At 57.3% G+C, this 22498-nt stretch carries 17 protein-coding genes and 1 riboswitch; of the genes, 4 read left to right on the top strand and 13 right to left on the bottom strand.

The window, feature by feature from the left end; translation table 11 throughout:
* Nucleotide 1: 1 nt before the first annotated feature.
* From CDO73_RS09535 to CDO73_RS09525, 3 genes are all read right to left on the bottom strand, one after another.
* On the bottom strand, nucleotides 2-637 hold the full coding sequence (locus CDO73_RS09535) for a deoxynucleoside kinase (protein WP_088488290.1): 636 nt from the start codon (nucleotides 635-637) through the stop codon (nucleotides 2-4).
* Between the two features lie 451 nt (nucleotides 638-1088).
* Nucleotides 1089-1493 carry a response regulator gene (locus CDO73_RS09530; RefSeq protein WP_179218652.1) on the bottom strand — a complete coding sequence of 135 codons (405 nt, stop codon included), beginning with the start codon at nucleotides 1491-1493 and terminating at the stop codon, nucleotides 1089-1091.
* A 154-nt stretch (nucleotides 1494-1647) separates the two neighbouring features.
* Nucleotides 1648-2328 (bottom strand): Na-translocating system protein MpsC family protein, encoded by a 681-nt coding sequence (locus tag CDO73_RS09525; RefSeq protein ID WP_088488288.1) that lies wholly within the window; start codon nucleotides 2326-2328, stop codon nucleotides 1648-1650.
* Nucleotides 2329-2785: 457 nt separating this feature from the next.
* Between CDO73_RS09525 and CDO73_RS09520 the strand changes: the two genes are divergently transcribed.
* The gene (locus CDO73_RS09520) at nucleotides 2786-5938 is read left to right on the top strand and encodes a hybrid sensor histidine kinase/response regulator (RefSeq protein ID WP_088488287.1); all 3153 of its coding nucleotides are present in this window, start codon (nucleotides 2786-2788) and stop codon (nucleotides 5936-5938) included.
* Between the two features lie 48 nt (nucleotides 5939-5986).
* Nucleotides 5987-7171 (top strand): response regulator, encoded by a 1185-nt coding sequence (locus CDO73_RS09515; protein ID WP_088488286.1) that lies wholly within the window; start codon nucleotides 5987-5989, stop codon nucleotides 7169-7171.
* 257 nt (nucleotides 7172-7428) lie between these two features.
* Here the strand turns inward: CDO73_RS09515 and CDO73_RS09510 are convergent, their stop codons facing one another.
* From CDO73_RS09510 to CDO73_RS09475, 8 genes are all read right to left on the bottom strand, one after another.
* Nucleotides 7429-11910 carry a collagen binding domain-containing protein gene (locus CDO73_RS09510; protein ID WP_088488285.1) on the bottom strand — a complete coding sequence of 1494 codons (4482 nt, stop codon included), beginning with the start codon at nucleotides 11908-11910 and terminating at the stop codon, nucleotides 7429-7431.
* Between the two features lie 234 nt (nucleotides 11911-12144).
* Nucleotides 12145-14148, bottom strand: coding sequence for a helix-hairpin-helix domain-containing protein (locus CDO73_RS09505; RefSeq protein ID WP_088488284.1), 2004 nt, complete (start codon nucleotides 14146-14148; stop codon nucleotides 12145-12147).
* Entirely contained in the window at nucleotides 14145-14936 is a 792-nt protein-coding gene (locus CDO73_RS09500) for a PP2C family serine/threonine-protein phosphatase (RefSeq protein ID WP_179218651.1), read from the bottom strand. Before CDO73_RS09500 ends, CDO73_RS09505 begins: the two co-directional genes overlap by 4 nt.
* Nucleotides 14936-15607: a vWA domain-containing protein gene (locus CDO73_RS09495; protein ID WP_088488282.1), complete on the bottom strand. Its 672-nt coding sequence runs from the start codon at nucleotides 15605-15607 to the stop codon at nucleotides 14936-14938. The genes CDO73_RS09500 and CDO73_RS09495 overlap by 1 nt, the downstream gene beginning before the upstream one ends.
* Complete coding sequence (locus CDO73_RS09490) at nucleotides 15600-16352, bottom strand: pseudouridine synthase (RefSeq protein WP_088488467.1); 753 nt, start codon at nucleotides 16350-16352, stop codon at nucleotides 15600-15602. The genes CDO73_RS09495 and CDO73_RS09490 overlap by 8 nt, the downstream gene beginning before the upstream one ends.
* Before the next feature lie 110 nt (nucleotides 16353-16462).
* The gene (locus tag CDO73_RS09485; protein ID WP_306437521.1) at nucleotides 16463-16741 is read right to left on the bottom strand and encodes a NifU N-terminal domain-containing protein; all 279 of its coding nucleotides are present in this window, start codon (nucleotides 16739-16741) and stop codon (nucleotides 16463-16465) included.
* Between the two features lie 96 nt (nucleotides 16742-16837).
* Nucleotides 16838-17335 (bottom strand): CYTH domain-containing protein, encoded by a 498-nt coding sequence (locus tag CDO73_RS09480; protein ID WP_088488281.1) that lies wholly within the window; start codon nucleotides 17333-17335, stop codon nucleotides 16838-16840.
* Nucleotides 17336-17506: 171 nt separating this feature from the next.
* Nucleotides 17507-17662 (bottom strand): aspartyl-phosphate phosphatase Spo0E family protein, encoded by a 156-nt coding sequence (locus CDO73_RS09475; RefSeq protein ID WP_088488280.1) that lies wholly within the window; start codon nucleotides 17660-17662, stop codon nucleotides 17507-17509.
* A gap of 357 nt (nucleotides 17663-18019) precedes the next feature.
* Nucleotides 18020-18159, top strand: a riboswitch (cyclic di-AMP (ydaO/yuaA leader).
* A 2-nt stretch (nucleotides 18160-18161) separates the two neighbouring features.
* Between CDO73_RS09475 and CDO73_RS09470 the strand changes: the two genes are divergently transcribed.
* Both CDO73_RS09470 and CDO73_RS09465 read left to right on the top strand, forming a co-directional pair.
* A complete protein-coding gene (locus CDO73_RS09470) occupies nucleotides 18162-18632 on the top strand; it encodes a C40 family peptidase (RefSeq protein WP_088488279.1) in 471 nt (156 codons plus the stop codon).
* A 517-nt stretch (nucleotides 18633-19149) separates the two neighbouring features.
* Entirely contained in the window at nucleotides 19150-20934 is a 1785-nt protein-coding gene (locus CDO73_RS09465) for an ABC transporter ATP-binding protein (protein WP_088488278.1), read from the top strand.
* 105 nt (nucleotides 20935-21039) lie between these two features.
* On the opposite strand, the gene CDO73_RS09460 is transcribed toward CDO73_RS09465, so the two are convergent.
* Nucleotides 21040-21999, bottom strand: a complete 960-nt coding sequence (locus CDO73_RS09460; protein ID WP_088488277.1) for a helix-turn-helix transcriptional regulator — start codon at nucleotides 21997-21999, stop codon at nucleotides 21040-21042.
* A gap of 4 nt (nucleotides 22000-22003) precedes the next feature.
* Nucleotides 22004-22474 carry an NUDIX domain-containing protein gene (locus CDO73_RS09455; RefSeq protein ID WP_088488276.1) on the bottom strand — a complete coding sequence of 157 codons (471 nt, stop codon included), beginning with the start codon at nucleotides 22472-22474 and terminating at the stop codon, nucleotides 22004-22006.
* Between the last annotated feature and the right edge of the window lie 24 nt (nucleotides 22475-22498).

The following is a 22498-nucleotide window of genomic DNA, read 5'->3' as shown; positions in this document are numbered from 1 at the left end:
TCTAATTGGATAAGCTCGGGACGTTCTCCCGGATGCGGGACACGATCTCGGCAAAATGTTCGGGATCGGCCACGAAATCGATCGAGTCGCCGTCCACCGTGATGATCGTCGTCTCGGGTTCGGTCAAAGCCAGCGAAGACATGGCCGCTTCGTAATCTTCGATCAACTGCTTCAGGTAAGCGTGGTCCATGTCCTGTTCGAACGAACGGCCCCGCTTGGCGATGCGCCCGAGCAGCGTCTCCAGGTTGGCTTTGATGTAGACGATGATGTTCGGCTTCGCCAGATCGTCGGTCAGCACATGATAAATCTGCCGATACTTCTCTCGCTCGCGGCCTTTCAAGGTCCGTTCGGAGAAGATCAGGTTCTTGTAGATGTGATAATCCGATACGACCGGCATGCCCTGCCGGATCAGCTTGGTCTCGGTATCGCCGAGCTGCTTGTACCGGTTGCACAGAAAGAACATCTCCAGTTGAAAACTCCATTCGTCCAAGTTCTGATAGAACCGCTCCATAAACGGATTTTCTTCAACGATTTCTTTGAGCAGGGGCATATTCAATTCCGCGGCCAGCATCGAAGCGAGCGTCGTCTTGCCCGCCCCGATCGCGCCTTCGACCGCGATATAAGGGACTTGATTCATTTGTTTTTCCTCCTGCCTCCGACGCCGCAAGCGGCCCCGGTCCAAAATAAACGAATACGCTGACCGCTTAAGATGTTGGGTTTCATCCTCCGTAAACCCGCTTGAACCGTGCGTATTTCCGAAAGGCTCAAACCTTGGATTCTATGCGGTCAACTCACTAGGGCGTGTCTCCGCGCTGCCGCCTCCCGAAACGCCGGGGCGACCCGCTCCGCAAACACACCGTAAGCCATTGTATCACAAGCCGAGGCAAAATCCGCATAAAAAAAGCCGAAGAAAAAGCGGAATCCTGTCCGCGTTTTCTTCGGCCTGGCAGCCCGTTTTTCATGCGCGAATCGCAGAGTCTCCGGGTCCTTGCCGTATCGTCCTTTACTGAGTGCTCTTTTACCGAATATTCCAACCGATGCGCCGGGCCGTTCAAACGAAATTCTCGACCGTCAGGGACTTGACGGGTTCAGGGCAAGCAGCCCTGATTCTTCTCGTCGAAAAACGTTTGGATTCCGCGAGCGAAATCCTCGACGTTCAACGGCTTGCGGATGTACCGGATAAATCCGGCCTCCAGCGCTTTCTGCACGTCTTCTTCCATCGCCAGAGCGCTGATCGCCCATACGGGAATGCCTGCGGTTTCTTGCAGGTTTCGCAGTCTGTCCAGACCTTCGTAACCGTCCGCTCCCGGCAGCACGATGTCCATGAGAATCAGAGACGGGCCGCATGACTGAGCCAATTCGATCCCCCGTTCCGAGGTCTCGGCTTCCAGCAGCACGACTTCAGGGAATTTTTTGCGAAAAAGATGCCGCATCAACAGCATGCTTGCCCGATCGTCCTCCACGTATAACACTCGCGTCCGATTCGTTCTCACCGCAACCATCCCCACATAAAAAAATAAGCCGAAGAAAAGGCCGTTTCCCGCCTTCTCTTCGGCCCGATTGATCAGCGCATCCGTTCGATGTCTGAATCGTTACCGAATCTCATTCGATTGTCTACTCCCTTGCCAACACGGGTTGAAAGGGGGACTACTCCGTAAATATGTAAAGGACGACACTGCGATCTCGGTCGAAATCCCAATCCGCGTACAGGTCCGCAATCTCTCGGCCCAGCAATACGGCGGTGTCGATTTCTTCTTCCAATAATCTTTTTTCTAATCTTCGTTTGGCTGCTTTTAACACTTCGGTGTACCCCAAATCCACCATTTCTTTTTCCAGCAGTACGGTTATACCCTGTCTAAAGACCAGCAGCATCCGGGTACCGACCCACCAAGATTCGATATGACGGGGCTTTTTCTGAATCTCTGCCGTTACATGGGTGATTCGGCTTTGCAGTTCCTGTTTGCCCGGATAATCGGGATTCGATTCCGGCAGCGGATCGAACAGGCCGATGATGGCGCCAGAACCGTTGTGGACTCCCCAGTCGTAATAAAATTCAGAGACCTTGATTCTCGCGTTTTCCTGCAAAAACACTTTGATCTCGGGCAGCAGAGCCTCCATCATGAGTTCCCGCGTATAGCGGAAAGCCGACTCTTCCTGCTGGGTCAGCAAAAATTGTTCGACCGGACCCATGAAGTTGCGTAAGTGGAATACGATGCAACTGTTGCTTAACGATACGTTGACCGCTTCGGGTCCCTTGCCGAAACGGGTCCTGAGCAGCTTGGCCACATAGCTTGTCACCATGCTGATCGTTTCTTTCTCATTCTTCATAAGCACCGGCCCAGCTGTTCAAGATATGCCCAAAATTCAGACACACCGGCTCCACGACCGGACTGTAGCCGAAAGTGAGCACTCAACCGTAGTATACTGCAAGTTGCCGGAAGATGCGATAACAAAATCTTGAAGATTGTAAAAAGGATAGCTTGCGGAGCCGTTTGGCATAGAGATACAATAAATGCAGAAGTTATCACAGCGACGGCGAAAGAATGTTCGATCGAATGCGGCGGCAGCGATTCGATTACGATCGTGAGAAGATCGCGCGAGCGGCTGCCGAGGCCGACCGAGCGGCGCCCGAGGTTCCCGCAGCGTAGGAAAAGCCGAAGAACGGAGGACGTCCGTTCTTCGGCTTTTCCGCGCGGCAAGATTTCGGGAGAAAGTTTGAAGGGAACGGCCGATTTCTCGAATTAAAGGCTGGATTCGCGGGCCGCTCGGAATTAAAGTAGAAGATATGAGAAATCCTACACGCCAACCTTTTCGCCGATCGTTGAAGTCGTCGCCGAAGACGACCATTTTCTTGCTGCTTCTGCTGCTGCTGTTGGCTTTATCCGGTCTTCGGCTCATTCTTACCAATCCGTACGGCATGTCGGGCACCCCGCGGGCCGAAAACGGAGTTCTCGACCTTAGAGGAACGAAACTCGACAACTGGCATACGCTTCAGTTGGACGGGGAATGGACCTTCTACCCCCGACGCTTTATCGAATCCGATCCGGGAAGCGTTCTCGGAGAGTCGCCCGGAAGAATCTCCGTTCCGGGCGATTGGAAAAAAGCGCTGGGAACGGATTCGTCCGTCGGTTACGGCAGCTACCGGCTGCGAATTCTGACGAATCCCGATTTGGATCTGTCGTACAAATTGACCGTCAAAGATATTCAAACTTCTTTTCGTTTGTATGCCAACGGCGAAATGGAAGCGGAGATGGGACATCCGGCCGAGTCAGCCGAAGATCACCAAGCCCGAGTCAATACCGAACTGGTCTCGCTGCCGGATACGAACGAGATCGATCTGGTCGTCGAAGTCTCGAACTTCGAGAATGCCCGACGAGGGGGCATCGCGCGTTCGCTTCTCTTCGGATCGTCGAACGCGATCAACTCCGATCGCACCTATAACGTCGGCATGCAGTTGATCACGCTGGCGATCTTGCTGATGCATGCGGTCTATATCGGAATCATCTATTTGTTCAGCCGCAAAGACAAAGTCTTTCTGCTGTTCACCTTGCTGCTCGTCTCGGCCGTGTTCAGCATCTCGCTCGACGAAGACAAGGTTCTTCTGGCCATCTGGCCGTTCGATTACGAAGCCGCCAAAAAAATCGCTTTGTTCTCTTACGCGGCCATGACGACGTTAATGCTCAAACTCGCGGTATCGTTCTCTCTGGAACCGAAGCGTCAGCGCAGGTACCGGTTTTATTTTGCTCTGACGGCGCTTTACGGCCTGTTCATCATCTTCGCTCCGATCGAAGCCGTTCTGTATTCCACCAAAATCGGGCTGTTTACGGTCGTGACGCTGCTGCCTTCGTTATGGGTGCCGGTTCTTCTGATTCACTATATCGTCGAAAAAGAACGCAATGCGATCTTCCTGTTGATCGCGGCGGCCGGCATGGCGTCGACGCTGGTCTGGGGCGGATTCAAAAACGCCGGCTGGGTCGCACCCGGATTCTATCCGTTCGACATCCTGATCGCTTTCTTCGGCACGGTAGCTTATGCGGTCGGCAAGTATTTCCGCAACAATTCGGCTCTGACCGAACTTGCCGAACGGCTCCGGCAAGCCGACAAAGCCAAAGACGAATTCTTGGCCCAAACGTCGCACGAGCTGCGTACGCCGCTGCACGGGATGATCAATATCGCCGACAGCGTATTGGCAACCGAAGGCGAAGCGCTCACCGAACGTTCGCGAAGAGATCTTCAACTATTGGGTCAAGTCGGACGCCGGATGAATCTGCTGCTCGGCGATCTGCTCGATGTCTCGCAGATCCGAGAACGCCGGATTTCGATCCGCCTCGCGCCGGTGTTGGTCCAATCGTCGGCGGCCGGCGTGCTGGACATGCTGCGTTATATGGCCGTGGACAAGCCTCTGGAACTCGAACTCGATATGCCGGACGATTCCCCGGCCGTGCTCGCGGACGAGAAGCGCTTGACCCAGATTCTGTTCAATCTCGTGCATAACGCCATCAAGTTCACGCCTGCCGGTCGGGTAAGCGTCAGCGCGCGGGTGATGGACGACCTGCTGGAAATCCGGGTGTCCGATACCGGCGTCGGCATCGCTCCGGGTCACCTTGCCCGAATCTTCGACCCTTACGAACAGGTCGATCCTCTTCTCGGCGCTTCGGGCATCGGTCTGGGACTTGCGGTCAGCCGCAACCTTATCGAACTGCACGGCAGCAAACTGTCCGCCGAATCCGAACCGGGCAGCGGCTCCGTTTTCGCTTTCTCGCTGCCGCTCGCGGATCCTTACGAGCAGCGAAACGCGCAAGAAGAAGCGAAACGCCTGCGCGCGGCGAACCCTGTTCCGTCCGATCTGCCGCCGCACGTATGGGAAGAAGCGAATCGGCACGACCTGCCGAGTGAGGACGGCGATTCCAGATCCCGCATTCTCGCGGTGGACGACGATCCGATCAATCTCCGCGTGCTGCGCGGCATGCTTCCGGAAGAACGTTATCTCGTCGTTTATGCGCTCAGCGGGGCGGAAGCGTTGGAACTGCTGGACAAGAAAGTCTGGGATCTCGTGATCGCGGATGCTATGATGCCCAATATGTCGGGCTACGAACTGACCGAACGGATTCGCGAACGATATTCGCGCGCGGAGCTGCCCGTCCTGCTGTTGACGGCGCGCGGGCGGCCCGAAGACATCTACGCCGGTTTCGCGGCGGGAGCCAACGATTACGTGGTCAAGCCGGCCGACGCGTTGGAATTGAACTACCGCGTCAAAGCGCTGACCGATTTGCAGCGCGCGATCGGCGAACGTTTGAAGATCGAAGCCGCTTATTTGCAGGCCCAGATTCAACCGCATTTTCTGTTCAATGCCCTGAATTCGATTACCGCTTTGAGCGTGATCGATCTGGACCGCATGAACGAGACCATCGAAGCGTTCGGCTCCTATTTGCAGATCAGCTTCGATTATTGGAATACGCGGCAGCTCGTGCCGTTGGAGCGGGAACTGGAGCTCGTGCGCTCTTATCTGGCGATCGAATCCATGCGCTTCGAAGACCGCCTGCGCGCGGAGATTCATATCCCGGACGAAGTCGATCTTGAAGTGATGCTGCCTCCGCTGTCTATTCAGCCGCTCGTCGAAAATGCCGTCCGGCACGGCGTGCTCAGCCGTTCGAGCGGCGGCCGCGTGTCGGTAACCGCCCGTCTGGAGAACGATCGGGTCGCGTTTACGGTCGAAGACGACGGCGTCGGCATGGACGAGAAGACGCTGCAAACGCTGCTCACGCCGTCGCGCGGCGAAAGGCAAGGCATCGGAACGCTGAATACGGATCGGCGTCTGAAAAAGCTGTACGGCTCCGGATTGTCGATCCGCAGTCGAAAAGGCGTCGGAACGTCGGTGACGTTCCGCGTCCCTCTCGTTCCCGGCCGGCTGCCGCAAAGCGAAGCATTTTCCGACTGATTCGCTCGGTGTCGGCGAGGACTTAATCGGTAAAGGAGTGAATCGATCATGATGAAGGCTATGCTAATCGACGATGAGAAGCTGGCCGTGGCCTACATGGAAAAACTTCTGCGTGCCATGCCCGAATTCGAAGACATCGAATCTTATACGAACCCGGCAGACGCGATCGAAGCCGCTTGCGCAAGCCGCCCGGACGTGATCTTTCTGGATATCGTGATGCCCGAAATGAACGGCATGCAGGCTGCCGAACGGCTTCAGCAGGCCAGCCCCGATTCGGACATCGTATTTATCACGGGGTACGACCGTTACGCGATCGACGCGTTCGAATTGAACGCGCTGGATTACGTGCTGAAGCCCGTCCAACGCGCGCGGCTGGCGAAGACCGTCGAACGGTTGACCGCGCGCCGCCAAGAAATCTTCCCGCAAGAAGAAGCGGTCGAAACGTTGATGATCGGCGCCTTCGGCACGCTGCGCCTATGCACGCCGCGCGGCGCTTCGGCCGATACCGCGTTCCGCTGGCGCACGAACCGCGCGCAGGAAATGTTCGCCTATCTGCTGCATTACCGGGAACGGTTTATCAGCAAAGACAATCTGATCGGGCAATTCTGGCCGGACCTTCCGATCAAAAGAGCTTCGACGTATCTGTATACGACCATCTATCAGATTCGCCAATGCCTGAAGCAGACCCATGTCGAAGCCGAGATTCTGAACGCCAGCGGCGGAGAAGGGTACACGCTCCGTTTGAACGGAATGGCGCTGGACGTCGACCGTTTCGAGAGCGGCATCCGTTCGCTCGGAACGGTCACTCCGTCGAACTGCGCCGAGCATCTGCGTTTGGCCGCTCTATACGTCGACGATTATTTGGCCGATTACGACTATGCTTGGGCCGAAGGAGAACGTCAGCGCCTCCGGGCGATCCAATTGAATCATGCTTCCGATCTGGCGCTCTTCCTGTTGGAACAAGGCCGACTTGTCGAAGCGACGGCCGAATACAAGAAATTGACCCGGCTTCACCCGTATGCGGAACATGCTCATCTGGGCCTTCTTCAAGCCTACGCGATGTTGGGCGACCGGCTTGCCGTGGACGAACAGTATCTTCAAGCCCGGAAACTGTTCGAGCAGGAGTTGGATGTGGAACTGCCGATGCTGTTGTCGGATTGGTATGCCAAATGGAACGCGGGAGACGCGATGCTCGCAACCGTCTCCGAGTCGCTGCGACCCGAGGCTTTCTGATCCGGAGCCGGCCGCCGATCCGCATGCCGTATGCGCTCATCTCGTTTTTTCGATAAAAAAGCCGACTACGAAGCGATTTTCCCGCTTCGTAGTCGGCTTTTGTTCGTACGCTTCCGCAATCGAAAGGCGCTAGCACCTTGTCAACCTTAAAGGTAGGCATACATTCCTCTGAATCGCACCTAAAGCGTGTGCGTTTCAGTGAAACGTAAACCTGTGATTAAGAGTCGAAAGACGCTAGCACCCGCAGAAACGATCGCTTAAGATTTAGGCTCTTCCTGATTCTCGGCCGCGCGTTTGCGAACGAGCAGGAATCCCAGCAGGCCGATAAACAACAGGCCGAAGCCTACTGCGCGGCTTGCCAGATAATCGGATTCGCCGGTCTGCGGCAGCAGTTCCGTACCCGGAGTCGTCGTTCCTTGCGGAACCGAATCGTCCGGTACGCCGACCGAAGGATCGTTCGGAGGAGTCGGATCGGACGGAATATCCAATCCGCCTTTCGGCGTCTCGTCGCCGAGTTCGATATCGTCGTCCGGCGTCGGCACGGTCGGTACGGGCACGCTTGGCGTTGTCGGCGTCGGTTGGACCGGCGTCGGCTGCGTCGGCGTCGGTTCCACGCTCGGATTGCCCGAAGGCGATCCTTCTTCCGGAACGTCGATCAGCGGCGTCGGAAGAGGCAGCTGCGGGAACTGAAGACCCGGAGGTCGATTCGTCGACGGTTCCGGCGTCGGATCGACCGGCGGCGTCACCGGCGGTGTCACGGGCGGCGTTACCGGAGGCGTGACAGGCGGCGTCACCGGAGGTCCCGGAGGCGTTACCGGCGGTTCCGAAGGTCCCGGAACGGACGGACGCACTTTATTCGTGACTTTTTCGTCTACCACGAAGTCGGTTCCGGCTTCGACGCGTCCGATTTTAATTGCGCGCTCTTTCGTATCCAGCAGATAGCCGGAAGGCGCCGCTTTTTCCGTCAGGATGTATTCCCCGGCCGTCAAGCCTTCGAAAAGGATCAGGCCTTTCTCGTCGCTTTGTTTCGTCGCGATCGTCAGGAAGCTTCCGTCGGCTTGTTTTTGCGTCAACGCGAACTCGGCACCTTTCAACGAAAGGTTCTCGTTGTCCGCATCGACTTTGTGCACGGTCAACCCGTAGGTTTTCTCGTTGGCGATCTCTTGTTCAAGAATCAGATCGTCTCCCGCGTGCGCGCGGTCGAGCGTGAGTTCGTATTCTTTCGGATCGAGCTTATAGCCCGCAGGCGCGCTTTTCTCCGTCAAGACATAATCGCCGGACAGCAATTTCGCGAACGTGATTTGTCCGTTCTGATCGGTCTTCTGCGTTCCGATCGTCATGCGCGTGCCGTCTTTTTGTTTGCGTTCCAGCAAGAATTCGGCTCCCTCAAGCGAGAGGGCGGCATCGTCGGCGTCAACCTTGTGCACCACAAGCTGGTAAGCGCGCTTATTGGTGATTTCCGCATTGACGTTCAGATCTTCCGCATTGCCGCCTTTGATCTCGATCGCATGTTCCGTCGCATCGAGTTCATAGCCTTCCGGCGGCGTTTTCTCCTTGAGGATGTAAGTGCCGGACAGCAGCTTCGTGAATAGGATCCGGCCATTCGCGTCGGTGGTAGCCGTTCCGATATCGGTCAGCGAACCGTTTTTCATTTTGCGCTGCAGCGTGAATTCGGCTCCCGGCAAAGAGATCGTTTTGTCGTCCGCATCCACTTTATGCACAGTCAGCTGATAACGTACGCCGCTGCCTGTTCCCGAGCCGGAAGAAATCGCGACGATCTTTTCTTCCGAATCGTTGTCTTCCACTTCTTTAAGGTTGAAGCCGTTGAAATCGACCGTGTTGGAGACTTTATCGCCGTTCTTGGCATCGATCAGCGATTGATACTCCAGCACGTACGACGTGGAAATTTCTTTGTTGAACTTCAACACGAACGTTTCTTGGCCCGCGGCGTCGGTATCGAATTGCAGGGTGTAATCTTTGTCCGCGCCCTGCTGAAGTTTTTCTGCCGATTTGGTGACCGTTCCGTCCGCGGCGACATTCGTTTTGTAGAGATTGAACGAATCGCGCAGCAGTACTTGATTAAGGCTCGGCTTGTCGGTCAGCGCGGCTTGACTGACGGTGGATTGGCCGCGGTTAATCCAGATCTTCCAGTCCATCGCTTCGCCGTTTTGCAGGCCTTCTTTGGCTACGTATTCTCCGCCCTGTCTCACCGTAACTTCGGCTTTCAAGTCGGAAGAAACTTTGCTTGCTCCGTTCATCAGCATCGCGGTGTTGGGAACCTTGTCGCTTTCGATCAAGCTGCCGTCCAAGCTGGTATCGAATACCAGCACGTAAGCGGAATCGATCGGCTCGTTGAAGGAGACCGTCAGCGTTCGCGAATCTTTATCGTAGTTCGGCGTGAAGCCGACCTGGGCCGGAGCGCCTACCGAACCGCTTCCGCCTTTGGCGATATTCATCTCGTACAGCTTGATGCTGTCCATATCCGGCGTCTGTCCTGCCGTCAGCTTATCGACGATCGAAGCCGCATTCAGGCTTTTCAGGTTATAGTTGACGCCGACCGTCCAAGTGATTTTCTTGGTTACGGCATTGTACTTGCCGTTCTTATAGCCGTTGTTTTTCGTTTCGCCGTTAGGATTGAAAGTCGCTTCGGTCGTGACGCTCTGATCCTTGCCGGCTTCGTCTTTCCACTCGACAAGCGCGCTGTTGAGGAACGTCGATTTCCCGGCCGTCAGCGCGTCCATATCGAAGCGCGTCTGATAGCTGACCGTATATTCGCCGCTCAGCGTCTTGTCCGCGCCGAAGTCGATCTTGAAGCCTTCCGAGTAATCTGTATCGTCTCCGCTCAGCGAAATCAGCGTGTAATCTTCGCCGAGCTTCAACTGTCCGGAAGGCCCGTTGACGACGAGCGTGCTCGGAAGCAGCGTCAAGCCGTTGTAAGGATGCGTGTCGGTAATCGTCACGCCTTTCATCGGGAGCTTGTTGTGGTTCAACACGATTTTCCAAGCGACCGATTTATTGGCATAGTCTTTGAGCGAATCGACATACGTTTTGATGCCGAAGACTTGGCCGGTATCGGATTGGGCCGTGCCCGTCGCCGATTCGCCGCCGCTTTCCGTTACGGTATTCGTGATCTTCTCGGACACGTATACCGGCTTGCTGGCCTTCGTGCTGTATTCGATCACGTAAGCGGAATCGATATCGTTATTGAATTTCAGCTCGAAGCCGTTCTTGCCGTTCTCGTTGGGAAGAACATTCGCGGTGAAGTCCGCGAAAGGCGTTTTGCCGCTCATATTCTGGTTGCTTGTCGGCGTTACCGAATAGACTTTGATTCCGGCCGTGCCGCCGACCAACTCGTGCGATTCGTTGAACAGGTCGGTCAAGACCGCGCTGCTCGCCGGAATTTTCTGTTCGCCGTAATTGTAGTAGACTCTCCAATCGATCTGCTGTTTCTCGGAGTCGTATTTGACCATCTGCTTGTCCAGCAGTTTGCCGGTCGTGACGTTCTGCGTCGCTTGCGCCGTAAGGTCCGAGATATTGCTTCCGCTCAGCGTCGCTTTGTTGGTAAAAGAAGTTCCGCTTTCGACATCCGTCGAATAGACGACTCGGTAAGCCGAGTTGATGGACGGCGCGTTGAACTTCAACGCGAAGTCTTGATCGTCCGCGGTCTTTTCTACCGTATAGTCCGTAAACTCTCCGCCTTGTTGGACCGAACCGTCCAATTGGACTTCAAGCTGGTAGACTTTCAGCGAAGCCGCGTCGAACTTCAAGCCGTTCGGCATCGGATCGTTCAGCACCGCGCCTTCGACCGTAGCCAGCGCTTTGTTGAAGTCGATGCTCCACTGAATATGCTTGCCGTTGAAGGCCCGGTCGACCGAACCTTTCTTTTCGATGGTCTCGCCGACGATCGGTTTGAACTCCAGTTCGACGTTTTTGCTTTGACCTTGGATCGGGAACTCGATCGTCTGCTTCGTTCCGCCGGAGAACTTGTTCTTGTCGAACTTGGTCTCGATATGGATCGTTCCTTGAACGTCTTCGAACTGTTCGATCTGATCGTTGAACGTCATTTTCACTTTGAAGCTCGAACGATCGACGACGAACTGTCCGACCGAACCGTCTTGCGTGACCAAGTCGCCGGTCACGTCGTTCGCCAGCACGAATTTGTCGGGAAGAGCGAACTCGAACCAATCGCCCGCTTGATACTCGTGATCGTTCGGCAGCGCCCATTTGTAGTCGACTTCGACTTCGGCGCCCTGTTCGTACACGACTCCGTTTTGGATAGGCTGATATTGGCCGTTTCCGTCTTTGATCTTCAATTCGGCGTCGGTCAGCAGGTTATCCGTAATGGCCTGCGCGGCGCGCAGCTCCGCCGAATCCGCCTTGGCTTCCGCGTCGGCATCGGCCGCCGCTTCTTCGCCCGTCTTCGACTCTTCGGCAGCCGCCCCGTCGTCCGTTTTCGGTTCTTCGCCTTGCGCGGGCGGCGCCTCTTCCTGCGCCCCGCCGTTATCCGGCGTCACCGTCGAATCGCCGGGCGTCTGCGTTCCCGAATCGGGTTCTCCTTGCCCGCTGTCGGTCTGTCCGGAATCGACCGCGCCCGAAGACGCTTGATTCTCCGCCGCCTGCGTCTGCTCTGTCGCGGCCGCGGGCTCTTCGGCGCTTGCGATACCCGCGAATCCGATGCCTTGCATGATTTGCAAGACCAACAGCAGCCCGACCAGCAGCAGGCTCATTCTCCTCTTCATCTTGTCTTACCCTCCCTGTGTTTATGTACCAACGATTGCTTGGCATTTGCCTGAGCAGAAGCATATACCGAGCACATATACAAAAACTGAACAGGTCGGCAAGCAGCGCGAATTCAAGAAGAAACGCAGCATAAAAAGCGATGCAAACGGAAAGCGCCGCTGTGCGGCAGCTTTTCGTTTGCATCGCCCAAAAAGAGACGGATCGCCGGGAACGAATCCCGCTCCGGTTCCGGACTATAAAGCTTCTACGTCGTGCTCCGCTTGAGCCAACTCGAGCGCCGTTCCGCCCGCTTCCCGCAGGGCGGCTTCTTGTCTGGCTCGAATATCGGACGAAATTCGCGCCAGCTCGGTCGCGCCGGCAGCCAATCGGCGTTCCAGATCGCGGGTACGGGCTTCGACCGCCCGTTCCACGACCAGAATCTCCGATCGGGGTACGCGTCCGGCGGACGGATCGAACGCGAAGCGCCGCTCGAGCCGATCTCGCCATGCGAGCAGCAGACGCGTATTCGCGGGACCGAATCCCGGCACCCGCGCCAAGCGGACCGCATCGACTTCCCAAGCGGTCTCGATACCGAACAGCGCAAGCGTCGCCCGCCGACCGGGACCGATGCCATCGAGCTGCGCGTGTTCGAGCCGATTGCGCCGCAGATAAGTCTGAACCTGAAGACCTCGCTGCCTTTCTTCCAAGCGGCGCAGTTCCGCCGCTCTGAAGCTTTCGAGGTCGAGGTACTCGCGCTTGGCTTGCTCCAGCTCCCGAAGTTTCGCTCCGTAAGCGCCGGAGCCGCTGGCTTCCGCGTACCGGCGGCAGACTTCGTCCCATTTCGCGCGCAGCCGGTCGCGCTCTTCGGCGCGCGCCGAACGCAGTTTCCTGCGCCCTTTGCCCGCGGCGAGCAGCAGCAGGTTCAAACCGGCCAGCGCGCCGATCGTCAGCAGCCAGTAGCCCGGCAGGAAGATCCAGACGCCGGCGGCCGCGACCAGCGACGTCAGCGAGAGCCCCGCTCGCAGACGCCGCCGCCGCAGATAGACGGCGACAGGCGCGGACAGCTGCGCCGGAAGCGAAGCCGGCTCCGGAAACGTACGCGCCGGCGCAGGGGCCGGCACGCGCTGAATCTGCGCCCAGATGCCCGGCAGCTGGAAGCCGGAGCCGCCGGCAGCCTCCGCCGAAGCCGCGCGACCGGCGTCGGCGGAAGCGCCGCCGGTCGCAGGAGCCGTACGCCGACCCGAATCGGTCGGATGGAACAACAGTCCGCCCGTCGCGGACTCCATCGCGCACCACGGACAAGAACCGGCCTGCATCGGGTATTGATGTCCCGCGTTGCGCGGGCATAAGGCCAGAGCGCCGCTCATCTCCTGAAGAGCGGCAATCCATTCTTCCGCGCCCGGTCTGCCGGACATCGACTCTTGCGAGAATGCCCGCGCGAATAGCTGCTGCACCTTCGGCGGAAGCACCGTAAGCGGCAGCGCCCCCGGCGGAGGCTGCATCTGGCGGGCGGCCGCCGAAGGTCCGTAAGCGAAGCGGAATTCGCGGATCGCCCGCTCGATCGGCATGTCCCCGGAGCCGGAATATTTGCCGGCGAACGGATGCCGGCCCATGAAGAGCAGCATAAAGAGAAAGACGGCGAGGCCGAAGTTGTCGTGATTGCGGGTTCGGATCACCCCGCGGAACGTGCGGACTCCTTGAAGTTCCGGAGGCATATACATCGGGATGCCCACGTCGCAGCCGAAACGCGTGCTGCCGGACTGCACCTGAAAGCTGTCGCAATCGAGCATCAGAATGGTCGCCTGCTCCGTGACGTAGAAATTGCTGTGGTTGATATCGCCGACCACATGCCCTTCTTCGTGCACGGCCGCGAACGCCCGCGCCAGATTGGCTGCCGTATGTACCAGAAACGAATAGCCCGCCTGAGGGAACTCGGCCAGCCGCGTTTTCGGCCCGTAAAGTTTATGAATCTCTTGGCCTTTGAGAACCGGCATCAGAAATCCGACGACCTTCCGCCCCGCTCCGAGCAGCACGTCGACCGGCCATACCGTGAAGCGCAGCAGCCGCTCCGTTTTGAGCCGGACCATCGCTTCGATCTTCTCCTGCTTCTCTTTAGGCAAAGGCTTATGATACAGTTTCGCGACCAAGTCCGAGCGTCCCACGACTTCGTACACCGAACCTTCGCCGCCCCGCCCCAGTTCCTGCCCGAAAACGACCTGTCCGCCGCTGCCGTTTACGATCCGCTCCGCTTTTTTCATGACGGCTTCGCCGCCTGCGGGATTTGACGCGTCGCCACCACGAGCGTCTTATCGTCGTCCGTGCGCTCGTTGACCCGGCCGGAGTCGAGGAAAGCGCGCAGCGAATCTCCGTAGCGGACTTCTTCGCCCGCATTCAGACGTCTTAATACGGAGAAGAAAGGACGGAAGAACGGCTCGTAAGCCGTCCGGCTCTGATAATGCAGCGCCAATCGCTGAAGCCCGTCCGTGAACACGGCGATCTCGCCGTAGGTCCGTCCGGTATGCAGGCTGTGCTGAAGATACTTTTTCGCGCCGTTTTGCGTCGCGAAATAAGTCGTGTTCTCGTATTCGCCCTGCTGCGGCCAGAATTCCCACATATAAGCGTCCTCCTTCTCCGAAAATACGATCGCGCCGTCGCCGATCTGAACGAACACGGCCTCGTCGCCGCCGACGATCGCCGCCAAAAAGGTGCAAGCGAATTCGCGCGAGCGGCAGCCCGCTTCGGCAGCCAGCGCCCGTACCGCCCGCTGGAAGCGGCCGAGCCAAGCTTCGAAGAACGCTCTCGTAAGCTGTTCCACGCGTCCTCCGTCCGCCAGATGCCGTTCCACGGCGTCGGCGAACATCGTGCAAGCCAGCCGCGAACCTTCGTCCGATCGTTCCGCGCTGCCCGCGCCGTCGGAAGCGGCGGCGAGCAGCACTTCGCGGCCGTCCGGCCCGATCAAAGTCCGGCAGAGCGAATAGTCTTGGCAGGGCTTGCCGGTCTTCGCGTGCGACGTGCCGCGTACGGAGACATGAGCGTGACGCCACATCAGATCAACGCCCATCCTTCCGGCGAAGCCGGGTTCTCGAGTCGGATCTGGTCGCCCGGCGTGGAATGGGATACCGAATTCAGCGAGTTCGACAGCCAAGAGAACAGATCGGCGAAACGCAGGCCTTTGAGCTTGAGCGGCGCGCGGGTCGCGATCTGTCCCAATACGTTCATGTCCGCGTTCTCGACGCCGACCGCGAAGAACATGAACGATTTGGAGGCTTCGCCGTTTTTGACCAGCGCGGCGGCACGCTGCCAATCGTCGGTCGGAGCGCCGTCCGTAATCAGGAAGATCCACGGACGGTAATACGAGATTCCGTTCTGTTTATAGACGTTCTTGCGTTCTTCCAGCATCGAGACCGCTTTTTCGATCGCCGCGCCCATCGGCGTATTGCCGCTGGCCGTCAGCATCGGCGGATAGAAATCGTCCGGCGTGCCGAACTCGGATGTGGCCTGTACCGGCCCGAAACTGACGACTGCCAGTTCCACCCGCTTGACGGACATGCTGTCCGTCATCAATTCTTCCTTAAAAGAAGACAAGCCCCGGTTCAGCTCTTGAATCGGCTGTCCGCTCATCGAATACGAAGTGTCGAGCAGCAGAATGCAAGGACATCTCGGTTCGGGATTTTCCGCGAATTCCGCGGCAAACGGGATTTGGTCGAATTCAAACATCGAAAGCAGCCCCTTCAATTCGTAATCGTTCCCTTGCTTCGATCGCGCCGTCCGCTTCATCCAGCGCGGCGAGCAGTACTCGCAGTTCTTGCGGCGCAAGTGCGCGCCATTGTCCGACGCCCAACTTGCCCAGCCTTACGTTCATGATTCGTTCTCGCCGAAGCTCCGAGACCCGGTAACCGAGTTCTTTGCACATTCGGCGAATCTGCCGGTTCAGCCCCTGCGTCAAGACGATGCCGAACACCCGGTCGGATATTCGGTACGTTCGGCACGGGAGCGTCACGGTACCGAGAATCGCGACGCCTGCGGCCATGCGATGCAGAAATTCGTCCGTGACCGGCTTATCCACCGTCACCGCGTATTCCTTGTCGTGCCCGTGTTCGGCGCGCATCATCCGATTGACGATGCTTCCGTCGTTGGTCAGCAGGATCAATCCTTCCGAGTCTTTGTCGAGCCGACCGATCGGGAAGATTCGCGACGGATAATTCATATAGTCGACAATATTGCCGGAGACGTTCTTCGCGTGCGTGCAGACGATGCCGCGCGGTTTGTTCAGCATGAGATAGACGGGCGGCGCTCCGGGCGGAATCTCCTGCCCGTCGATCGTCACCAGATCGCCGGGGAGCACTTCGGCCCCTTCCGCGCAAACTGCGCCGTTGACGGCGATCCTTCCCGCCGCGATCAGCCGATTCGTTTCCCGCCTTGAGCAGAAGCCCGTCTCGCTGATGTATTTGTTGATCCGCATGACCATGACCTTTGCCAACTTTCGTTTCGGCTTTCCTTATTTACTTTGTTTCTATATCAATAACCTTTCGGCCGTTCGCCGAAAAGCGAAAACGCTCCTAAAAGGAGCGCTTAAGCGTATACCTGTTTGAATGCGTCTTCTACCTGCGGCAGAATGTCATCCCAAGAGGCATCCGGCAGTTTGCTGACGGTAACGAAGTCGCGCATGCCGAAAATATTGTCTACTCCGTCGATCGTGACCAGAGCCGCCGCAAGCGGATGCTCGCTGGCTTCTCCCGCTTTGACGGAAGTGCTCTTCGGTCCTTCGAAGAGAATCGTATCCGCGCCTACGCGGACCGAGTTGGGGTTAGGCGTCTGTTGAATCTGGATCTGAACAGCGATGATCCTCACCTCTTTCTTAAGATTTGTCTCATGGACGCATACCGGATGCGCCCGGATTGGCTTTATTGTACCATACGCTCGCCGGAAGCGGCTTGCTAAAATCGCTTATTTGCGGCTCTGAAGATCTCTCCATACTTTCTTGTTGCTGTACTCGCGCTTCGAACTGATGTCTTCGCCGAACCAGTCGGGCGCAGCGAAAGCCTCCGCCGCTTCGAGCGAATCGAATTCGACTTCGGCCACGGTCAGGTTCAGTTGGTCGTAGCGGTCCAATTCCACGGTGAAGCCGTTCCATTCTCCGGTCGTCCGCACTTTGGTCAACGGCACCGCTCCAGAAGCTTCGAACAACTGATTATAGATGCTCTCGGTGATCGAATATTCGATCTCTTCGCGGCTCATGCCGTTGCCCTGCTTGAACGTATGCGTATATTCGACTTCGCCCGTATCTTCGTCCACCAGCCGGCGCACCCGAATCTCCTGCTGCTCGTCCAATGCCAGATACGTCTGTTCGATCCGCTGGCGCGATCTCCGAACGAACGCCCCTTCGGCGATCAACTCGTCCGGCGTGCGCTCCAGCAGAAACTTGCGTTCGATTTCCATAGCCATCTCGATTCGTCCTCCTTCGGTCCTTCTTGCTCTGCTTCAGTATAACCGAAAGCGCGCCCCGCATCGAAAACAAACAAAAAAAGCGCGTATCGCACGCGCGGAGGAGAGTCATTCGGGGAACTTCGAAAAGTTTCGGTTCATTTTTGACGCAAGCGGCTTCTTAGCCGCGGGTCAAGCATATTTATGACGTTCGAATTCGTTCAACCATTCGTCCAGCTTCTGCGACTGCGTCAGGACGCGTTCGTCCATAAACCCGTATTGGTCCGCAAGCTGATGAAGAATTCGGCGTTGGCGCTCCATTTCGTCTTGGACTTCGTTTTTATTCATATTCAAGCCCCTCCTGCTCGAATCCTCATATACTTATAGAAAAGCATATACCTTTACAAATCGGTAAATCGAAGCCGGATCGAGAGAGAAGCGCAACATTTTTACAAAAATATTCCTTGAAAACTCTTCGCAATTTCATTGTACTTTCCGAAAAAGAATAAAGCGCGCGCAATCCGCACGGCAAAGCCTGATTTCGAGGGCGACTGTAACAAATTCGTACGTTTTTCCTAGTACCAATTACAGTTTTGTTACTTGTGATTCAAACTCAGCCTGTTATAATCATGCGGTGTAGAGAAGTTTCATCAAGAAATTTGACAAATTAGCAGGCGTTCATGTACAGTATCAATAGTTACAAAATCTTAATAAATGCCGAATTTCTTTTTTGCAAGAAAACGGGGGAACCATCGCGGGTGAATTATTCTTGATTCAGAGGGAGTATAGGGAAATTCCTTCCACCGAACCCTTAGCTAACTCCGTAGGCATCAGGGGGAAAACTTTTTTGAAGAAGCTTATCGTGTCCATCTTGGGAGCAGCCATCGTCTTTACTTCGGGCGCAGCGACTACGCAAGCCGCAAGCTCCACGCCAATCAATGCCGCCGTCAGTCTTGTCGCAGGCACGCCTTACAAATATGGCGGTACCACCACTTCAGGTTTCGATTGCTCGGGATTCACCAGATATATCTTCCAAAAATTCGGCGTTCAACTGTCCCGCACAGCGTCCAGCCAAGCCAAACAAGGCACGACCGTATCCAAGTCCAACCTGCGCGTCGGCGATCTTGTCTTCTTCAACACGACCGGAAGAGGAATCTCCCATGTCGGCTTCTACGTAGGAAACGGCAAATTCGCCAATTCGTCCAGCAGCAAAGGCGTCAGCGTCGCCAGCCTGTCCAATTCGTATTGGGCCAATCGTTACGTCACGGCCAAGCGCGTAACCAGCGACTGGACATACAGCCAGATGATCGAGAACTGATTCTGATCTTTGCCTCGCCGTCGATCTTGACGCGTCTTTCGCCTCATTTCCTTTCCTATCGAACTTTCGATCCAGCAAAATACTTTCCACTTACCCGTTCCTTCCGGCGCATGAGCCGGGGAACGGGTTTCATCGTTTGCGGCCCGACTTGATCGGGATCGCTCCCCTTTTTCCGCTTGCTTACGCCGTTCTTATCTACCTTCTTACTCTAATGACGCACAGCTCGATCGTTTTGTTGCATTTTTTTGAAAAACTTTTAATTTATTTTTTCCTTTGCCGATTTGCTTCGATCTGATATAGTAAATTCAACTTTTCGAAACGGGGTGAACAGGAGAATGTACCGCCGCACGATTGCGAGTAATTGAGATTCGGGCCGGATCAAAACGCGTACCGGCTATCAAGGGAGAAGTCTGCCCTTTTGATCGAACTCTTCGACTTGCAGTCCGTCGTGCCCGGCCGTGCATTCTCTTTGTGCTGCCTGCGGCTCTCCACCCTATTCTCGAAAGGCGGCTTATCCATGTTAAAAAACTGCGTCATGCAGCTTCGCAAATTGATCGTCCTCTATGTCCTGCTCGGCTTCGCCTTGCAGTTCTTCGGCGCCTACGGCGTCCATACGTTCCAACGTCTGCTCGACTCCGTTCCTTCCTCTTCGGGTCTCGGCCAAATCGGCTCGCTGCTGCTGTTCTACGGCGCGCTGCTCGCGATCTGCGCCGTATTGAACTACGCGTCCGAATATCCGCAGACCGCGCTGCCGCGCAGCCTGTCCGAGAAGCTTAAGCTCGCGTCGCTCTCCCGGATCTCCCGCATGGACTACCTTGCCTACCGCAATCTCGGCACCGGCGAGCTGATCCAGACGATCGACAACGGCGCGCAGGCCGGTTCGGGCATCGTCTACGGGTTCTATCTGCGCATCTTCCATGAGCTGCTGCCCGCGATGCTGTTCAGCATGTTGTTCATCGGGCTGTACAGTCCGACGATCCTGTTCGTCGTCGCGGGAGGTTACGTCGTCGTATTCGTGCTCACCCGGCTGCTGCTGCGGTACCTCTACGCGGTCAAAGAATCGATGCTGGCCAATCAAGAGAAGCTGTCCCGTTATTCCGTGCGCGGCTTCATGGAACTGGTCGTTTTCCGGTTGAATCGGCGTTACGAACGGGAGATCGAGCGCCTGACCGGCACCGTGGACGAGATCGTGAATCAGAACGTGCGCATCCGCATGATCCACGAGTCCTTTTTCGCGCTGTTCGAACTGCTCGTGATCCTGATCAAACTGGCCGTGCTGGCGCTGGGCATTCGCGACGTGGCCGAAGGCCGTTCGACGATCGGCGTCACGCTGGCTCTGCTGCTGCTGATCGACAAAGTCTATTCGCCGATCGCCATCTTCAACGTCATCTATGTCGATTACAAGCTGGACAAGTTGACTTACGACCGTTTCGAACGCTATCTGAGCGCTCCGTCCGATCCGAATCTGGAACAAGGACGCGAAGTGACGAAGCTGCGGGGCGAGATCGCCTTTGAAGGCGTGAACTTCGGCTACGGGGAAAACAAGAAGCAGGCGAACGGCGCCGGCTCTCCGCATGAAGAAACGCCGTCTTCACTGCTGCGAGACGTCTCGCTCGTGATTCCCGCCGGTTCGTCCGTCGCGATCGTCGGCTTGAGCGGCAGCGGCAAGTCGACGCTGGTCAAGCTGATGCTCGGCCTGCTCAAAAAAGATTCCGGACGCCTGCTGATCGACGGAGTCGACATCGACGAACTCTGTCTCGACAGCCTGTATGCCCGCCTCTCGTACATCTCGCAGGACGCGCCGGTGTTCGACGACACGCTGCGCGGCAATCTGACTTTCGGCGAACACGCGGACGAAGACGCGTTGATGCGGGTGCTGGACGACGCGCTGATCGGCGATAAAGTGCGCTCTCTGCCGGAAGGTCTGGACACGCAGGTCGGCGAACGCGGCATGAAGCTGTCCGGCGGCGAGAAACAGCGCCTCGCCTTCGCCCGCGTGCTGGCGCAGAGCCGCGACATGGTCGTGCTCGACGAACCGGTCTCGGCGCTCGACAACATCACCGAACGGCGGATCATGGAAACGGTGCTGGACCGTTTCCGCGGACGTACGCTGATCGTCGTCGCGCACCGTCTCCACGCGATTCGCCGCGTCGACCGCATCCTGCTGATGCGCGGCGGCGAGCTGGTCGATCAAGGCAGCTTCGACGAGCTGCTCGAACGCAGCGATTACTTCCGGGAGCTGTGGAGCAAAGACGGCGCGGAGAGCGGCGCGGAGAGCGGCGCGGACGGCCGCGCGAGTTGATCCTTTTTAAGCGAATGCGCATCGAATAGAAAAAGCCTTTCCCTGCCGGTCGTATCGGGCGGGGGAAGGCTTTTGTTGTTGAGGGCGGGCGGGAGCGAAAAAGCGCTACGTCGATCCGTAGCGCTTCCCCATCTCTTCGATCTCCCGCTTCACCCGTTCTTTCAACGATTCCGGCTCCAATACGACGACCCGCGAGCCCCAGCCGAGGACCCAGTTCAGCAGTTCTTCCGGCGTGCGGACCCGGTAATCCACTTCGTAGCCTTCGGCGGTCAAAGCGCCGGATTCGGTATAGAAGTTCGGCTGCTGTTCCACGCGGCCTTCGAGTTCGGCATCGAACCGCAGCCGAACGAGCGTATGGCGGTCGTCTTCGGGCGCATAGTCCTGCAGCCGGAAATATTCCGGCACCGCATAAGGCTCGTCCGTCAGTCGAAGGTGTCGGATCCGAGACACCCGGAAGTTGCGGATCGCGCCGCGCAGTTCGCAATGCGCGACCAGAATCCAGCGGCCGTTGAGCAGGACCAGCCCGTAAGGGGCGACGGTCCGGATCGTGCGCTCCGGATTCGCCCGCTCGCCGCCGGGCCGGCCGGCGTAGTCGAAGCGCAGCTTGCGGCCGCCGGACAGAGCGGCGCGGACGATCTCGATATGGCTGCGCTCCATATCGAGGCTGTCGCGGTCTTCCGGATGAATGATCCGGATGCTGTCGCGAATTCGTTCGGCTTCCTCCCGCTTGCCCGGCGGGAGGAGGGCTTCGATCTTGCCGCGCGTGAAGCGGGCGCGGCGGCCGTATTCTTCGTCGAAGCGCTGCTCGACGAAATCCGCGCCGACGATCAGGGAGACGGCTTCGTCGACCGTGAAGCTGACCGGCGGCAGAAAATAGCCTTCGAGCAGGGAATACCCCTGCCCCGGCGAACCGAAGATCGGCACCCCGGCTTCGGAGAGAGCTTGAATATCGCGGTAGATCGTCCGGATGCTGGTCTCGAACAGCTGCGCCAGATCCTGTGCCCGGACGACGCGGCGTCCTTGCAATTCCAATACGATGGCAAATAGACGATCGGTCTTGTTCATGCCTCTATCTTCCGCCTCCCGTTTCTCGGTTTCTGACGATCCGCTCCGCCAGCGTCAAGCTTTCCCGGGTCCATTCCGGCAGATCTTCGCGCTTCAAGGCTTCTTCGGCAGTCAGCCAGAGAATCTCGGCGACTTCTTCCGGACTGACCGCAGCCGCTTCTCCGCCGATCCATTCGCAAACGAATACCGCGTTGATGACGGCGTCTCCCCGATCGGTTACAAACGAGGTACTGTGCGAATACGTTATCCGCTCGCCTACGTTCAACCCGACTTCTTCCTGAATCTCGCGCCGCAGCGCTTCTTCCAACACGCGGGTTCCCGAAGCGCCCGCATCCGCATCGACTTTACCTCCGACCAGCGCCAGCGTGCCGGCCGCATGTTCTTCCGCCGCACCTCGGCGAATCAGCAGCCAGCGCCCTTCCCGATAGATCGCGCCTTCCACATTGACGATAAACGAGACGTTCCGATTCTCCATCGATCGTTCCTCCTTGTCCAAGCC

The organism is Saccharibacillus sp. O23 (assembly GCF_002205895.1).
GTDB lineage: Bacteria > Bacillota > Bacilli > Paenibacillales > Paenibacillaceae > Saccharibacillus.
The sequence above is the reverse complement of the archived record's forward strand: the minus strand, read 5'-3'. Positions and strand labels throughout refer to the sequence as shown.

Coding starts and splice junctions, on each gene's coding strand:
- CDO73_RS09520 (WP_088488287.1), top strand. CDS start 2,786: ATGAGAAATCCTACACGCCAACCTTTTCGCCGATCGTTGAAGTCGTCG.
- CDO73_RS09465 (WP_088488278.1), top strand. CDS start 19,150: ATGTTAAAAAACTGCGTCATGCAGCTTCGCAAATTGATCGTCCTCTAT.
- CDO73_RS09505 (WP_088488284.1), bottom strand. CDS start 14,148: ATGAAAAAAGCGGAGCGGATCGTAAACGGCAGCGGCGGACAGGTCGTT.
- CDO73_RS09515 (WP_088488286.1), top strand. CDS start 5,987: ATGATGAAGGCTATGCTAATCGACGATGAGAAGCTGGCCGTGGCCTAC.
- CDO73_RS09525 (WP_088488288.1), bottom strand. CDS start 2,328: ATGAAGAATGAGAAAGAAACGATCAGCATGGTGACAAGCTATGTGGCC.
- CDO73_RS09495 (WP_088488282.1), bottom strand. CDS start 15,607: ATGTTTGAATTCGACCAAATCCCGTTTGCCGCGGAATTCGCGGAAAAT.
- CDO73_RS09475 (WP_088488280.1), bottom strand. CDS start 17,662: ATGAATAAAAACGAAGTCCAAGACGAAATGGAGCGCCAACGCCGAATT.
- CDO73_RS09500 (WP_179218651.1), bottom strand. CDS start 14,936: ATGTGGCGTCACGCTCATGTCTCCGTACGCGGCACGTCGCACGCGAAG.
- CDO73_RS09460 (WP_088488277.1), bottom strand. CDS start 21,999: ATGAACAAGACCGATCGTCTATTTGCCATCGTATTGGAATTGCAAGGA.
- CDO73_RS09510 (WP_088488285.1), bottom strand. CDS start 11,910: ATGAAGAGGAGAATGAGCCTGCTGCTGGTCGGGCTGCTGTTGGTCTTG.
- CDO73_RS09490 (WP_088488467.1), bottom strand. CDS start 16,352: ATGCGGATCAACAAATACATCAGCGAGACGGGCTTCTGCTCAAGGCGG.
- CDO73_RS09535 (WP_088488290.1), bottom strand. CDS start 637: ATGAATCAAGTCCCTTATATCGCGGTCGAAGGCGCGATCGGGGCGGGC.
- CDO73_RS09480 (WP_088488281.1), bottom strand. CDS start 17,335: ATGGCTATGGAAATCGAACGCAAGTTTCTGCTGGAGCGCACGCCGGAC.
- CDO73_RS09455 (WP_088488276.1), bottom strand. CDS start 22,474: ATGGAGAATCGGAACGTCTCGTTTATCGTCAATGTGGAAGGCGCGATC.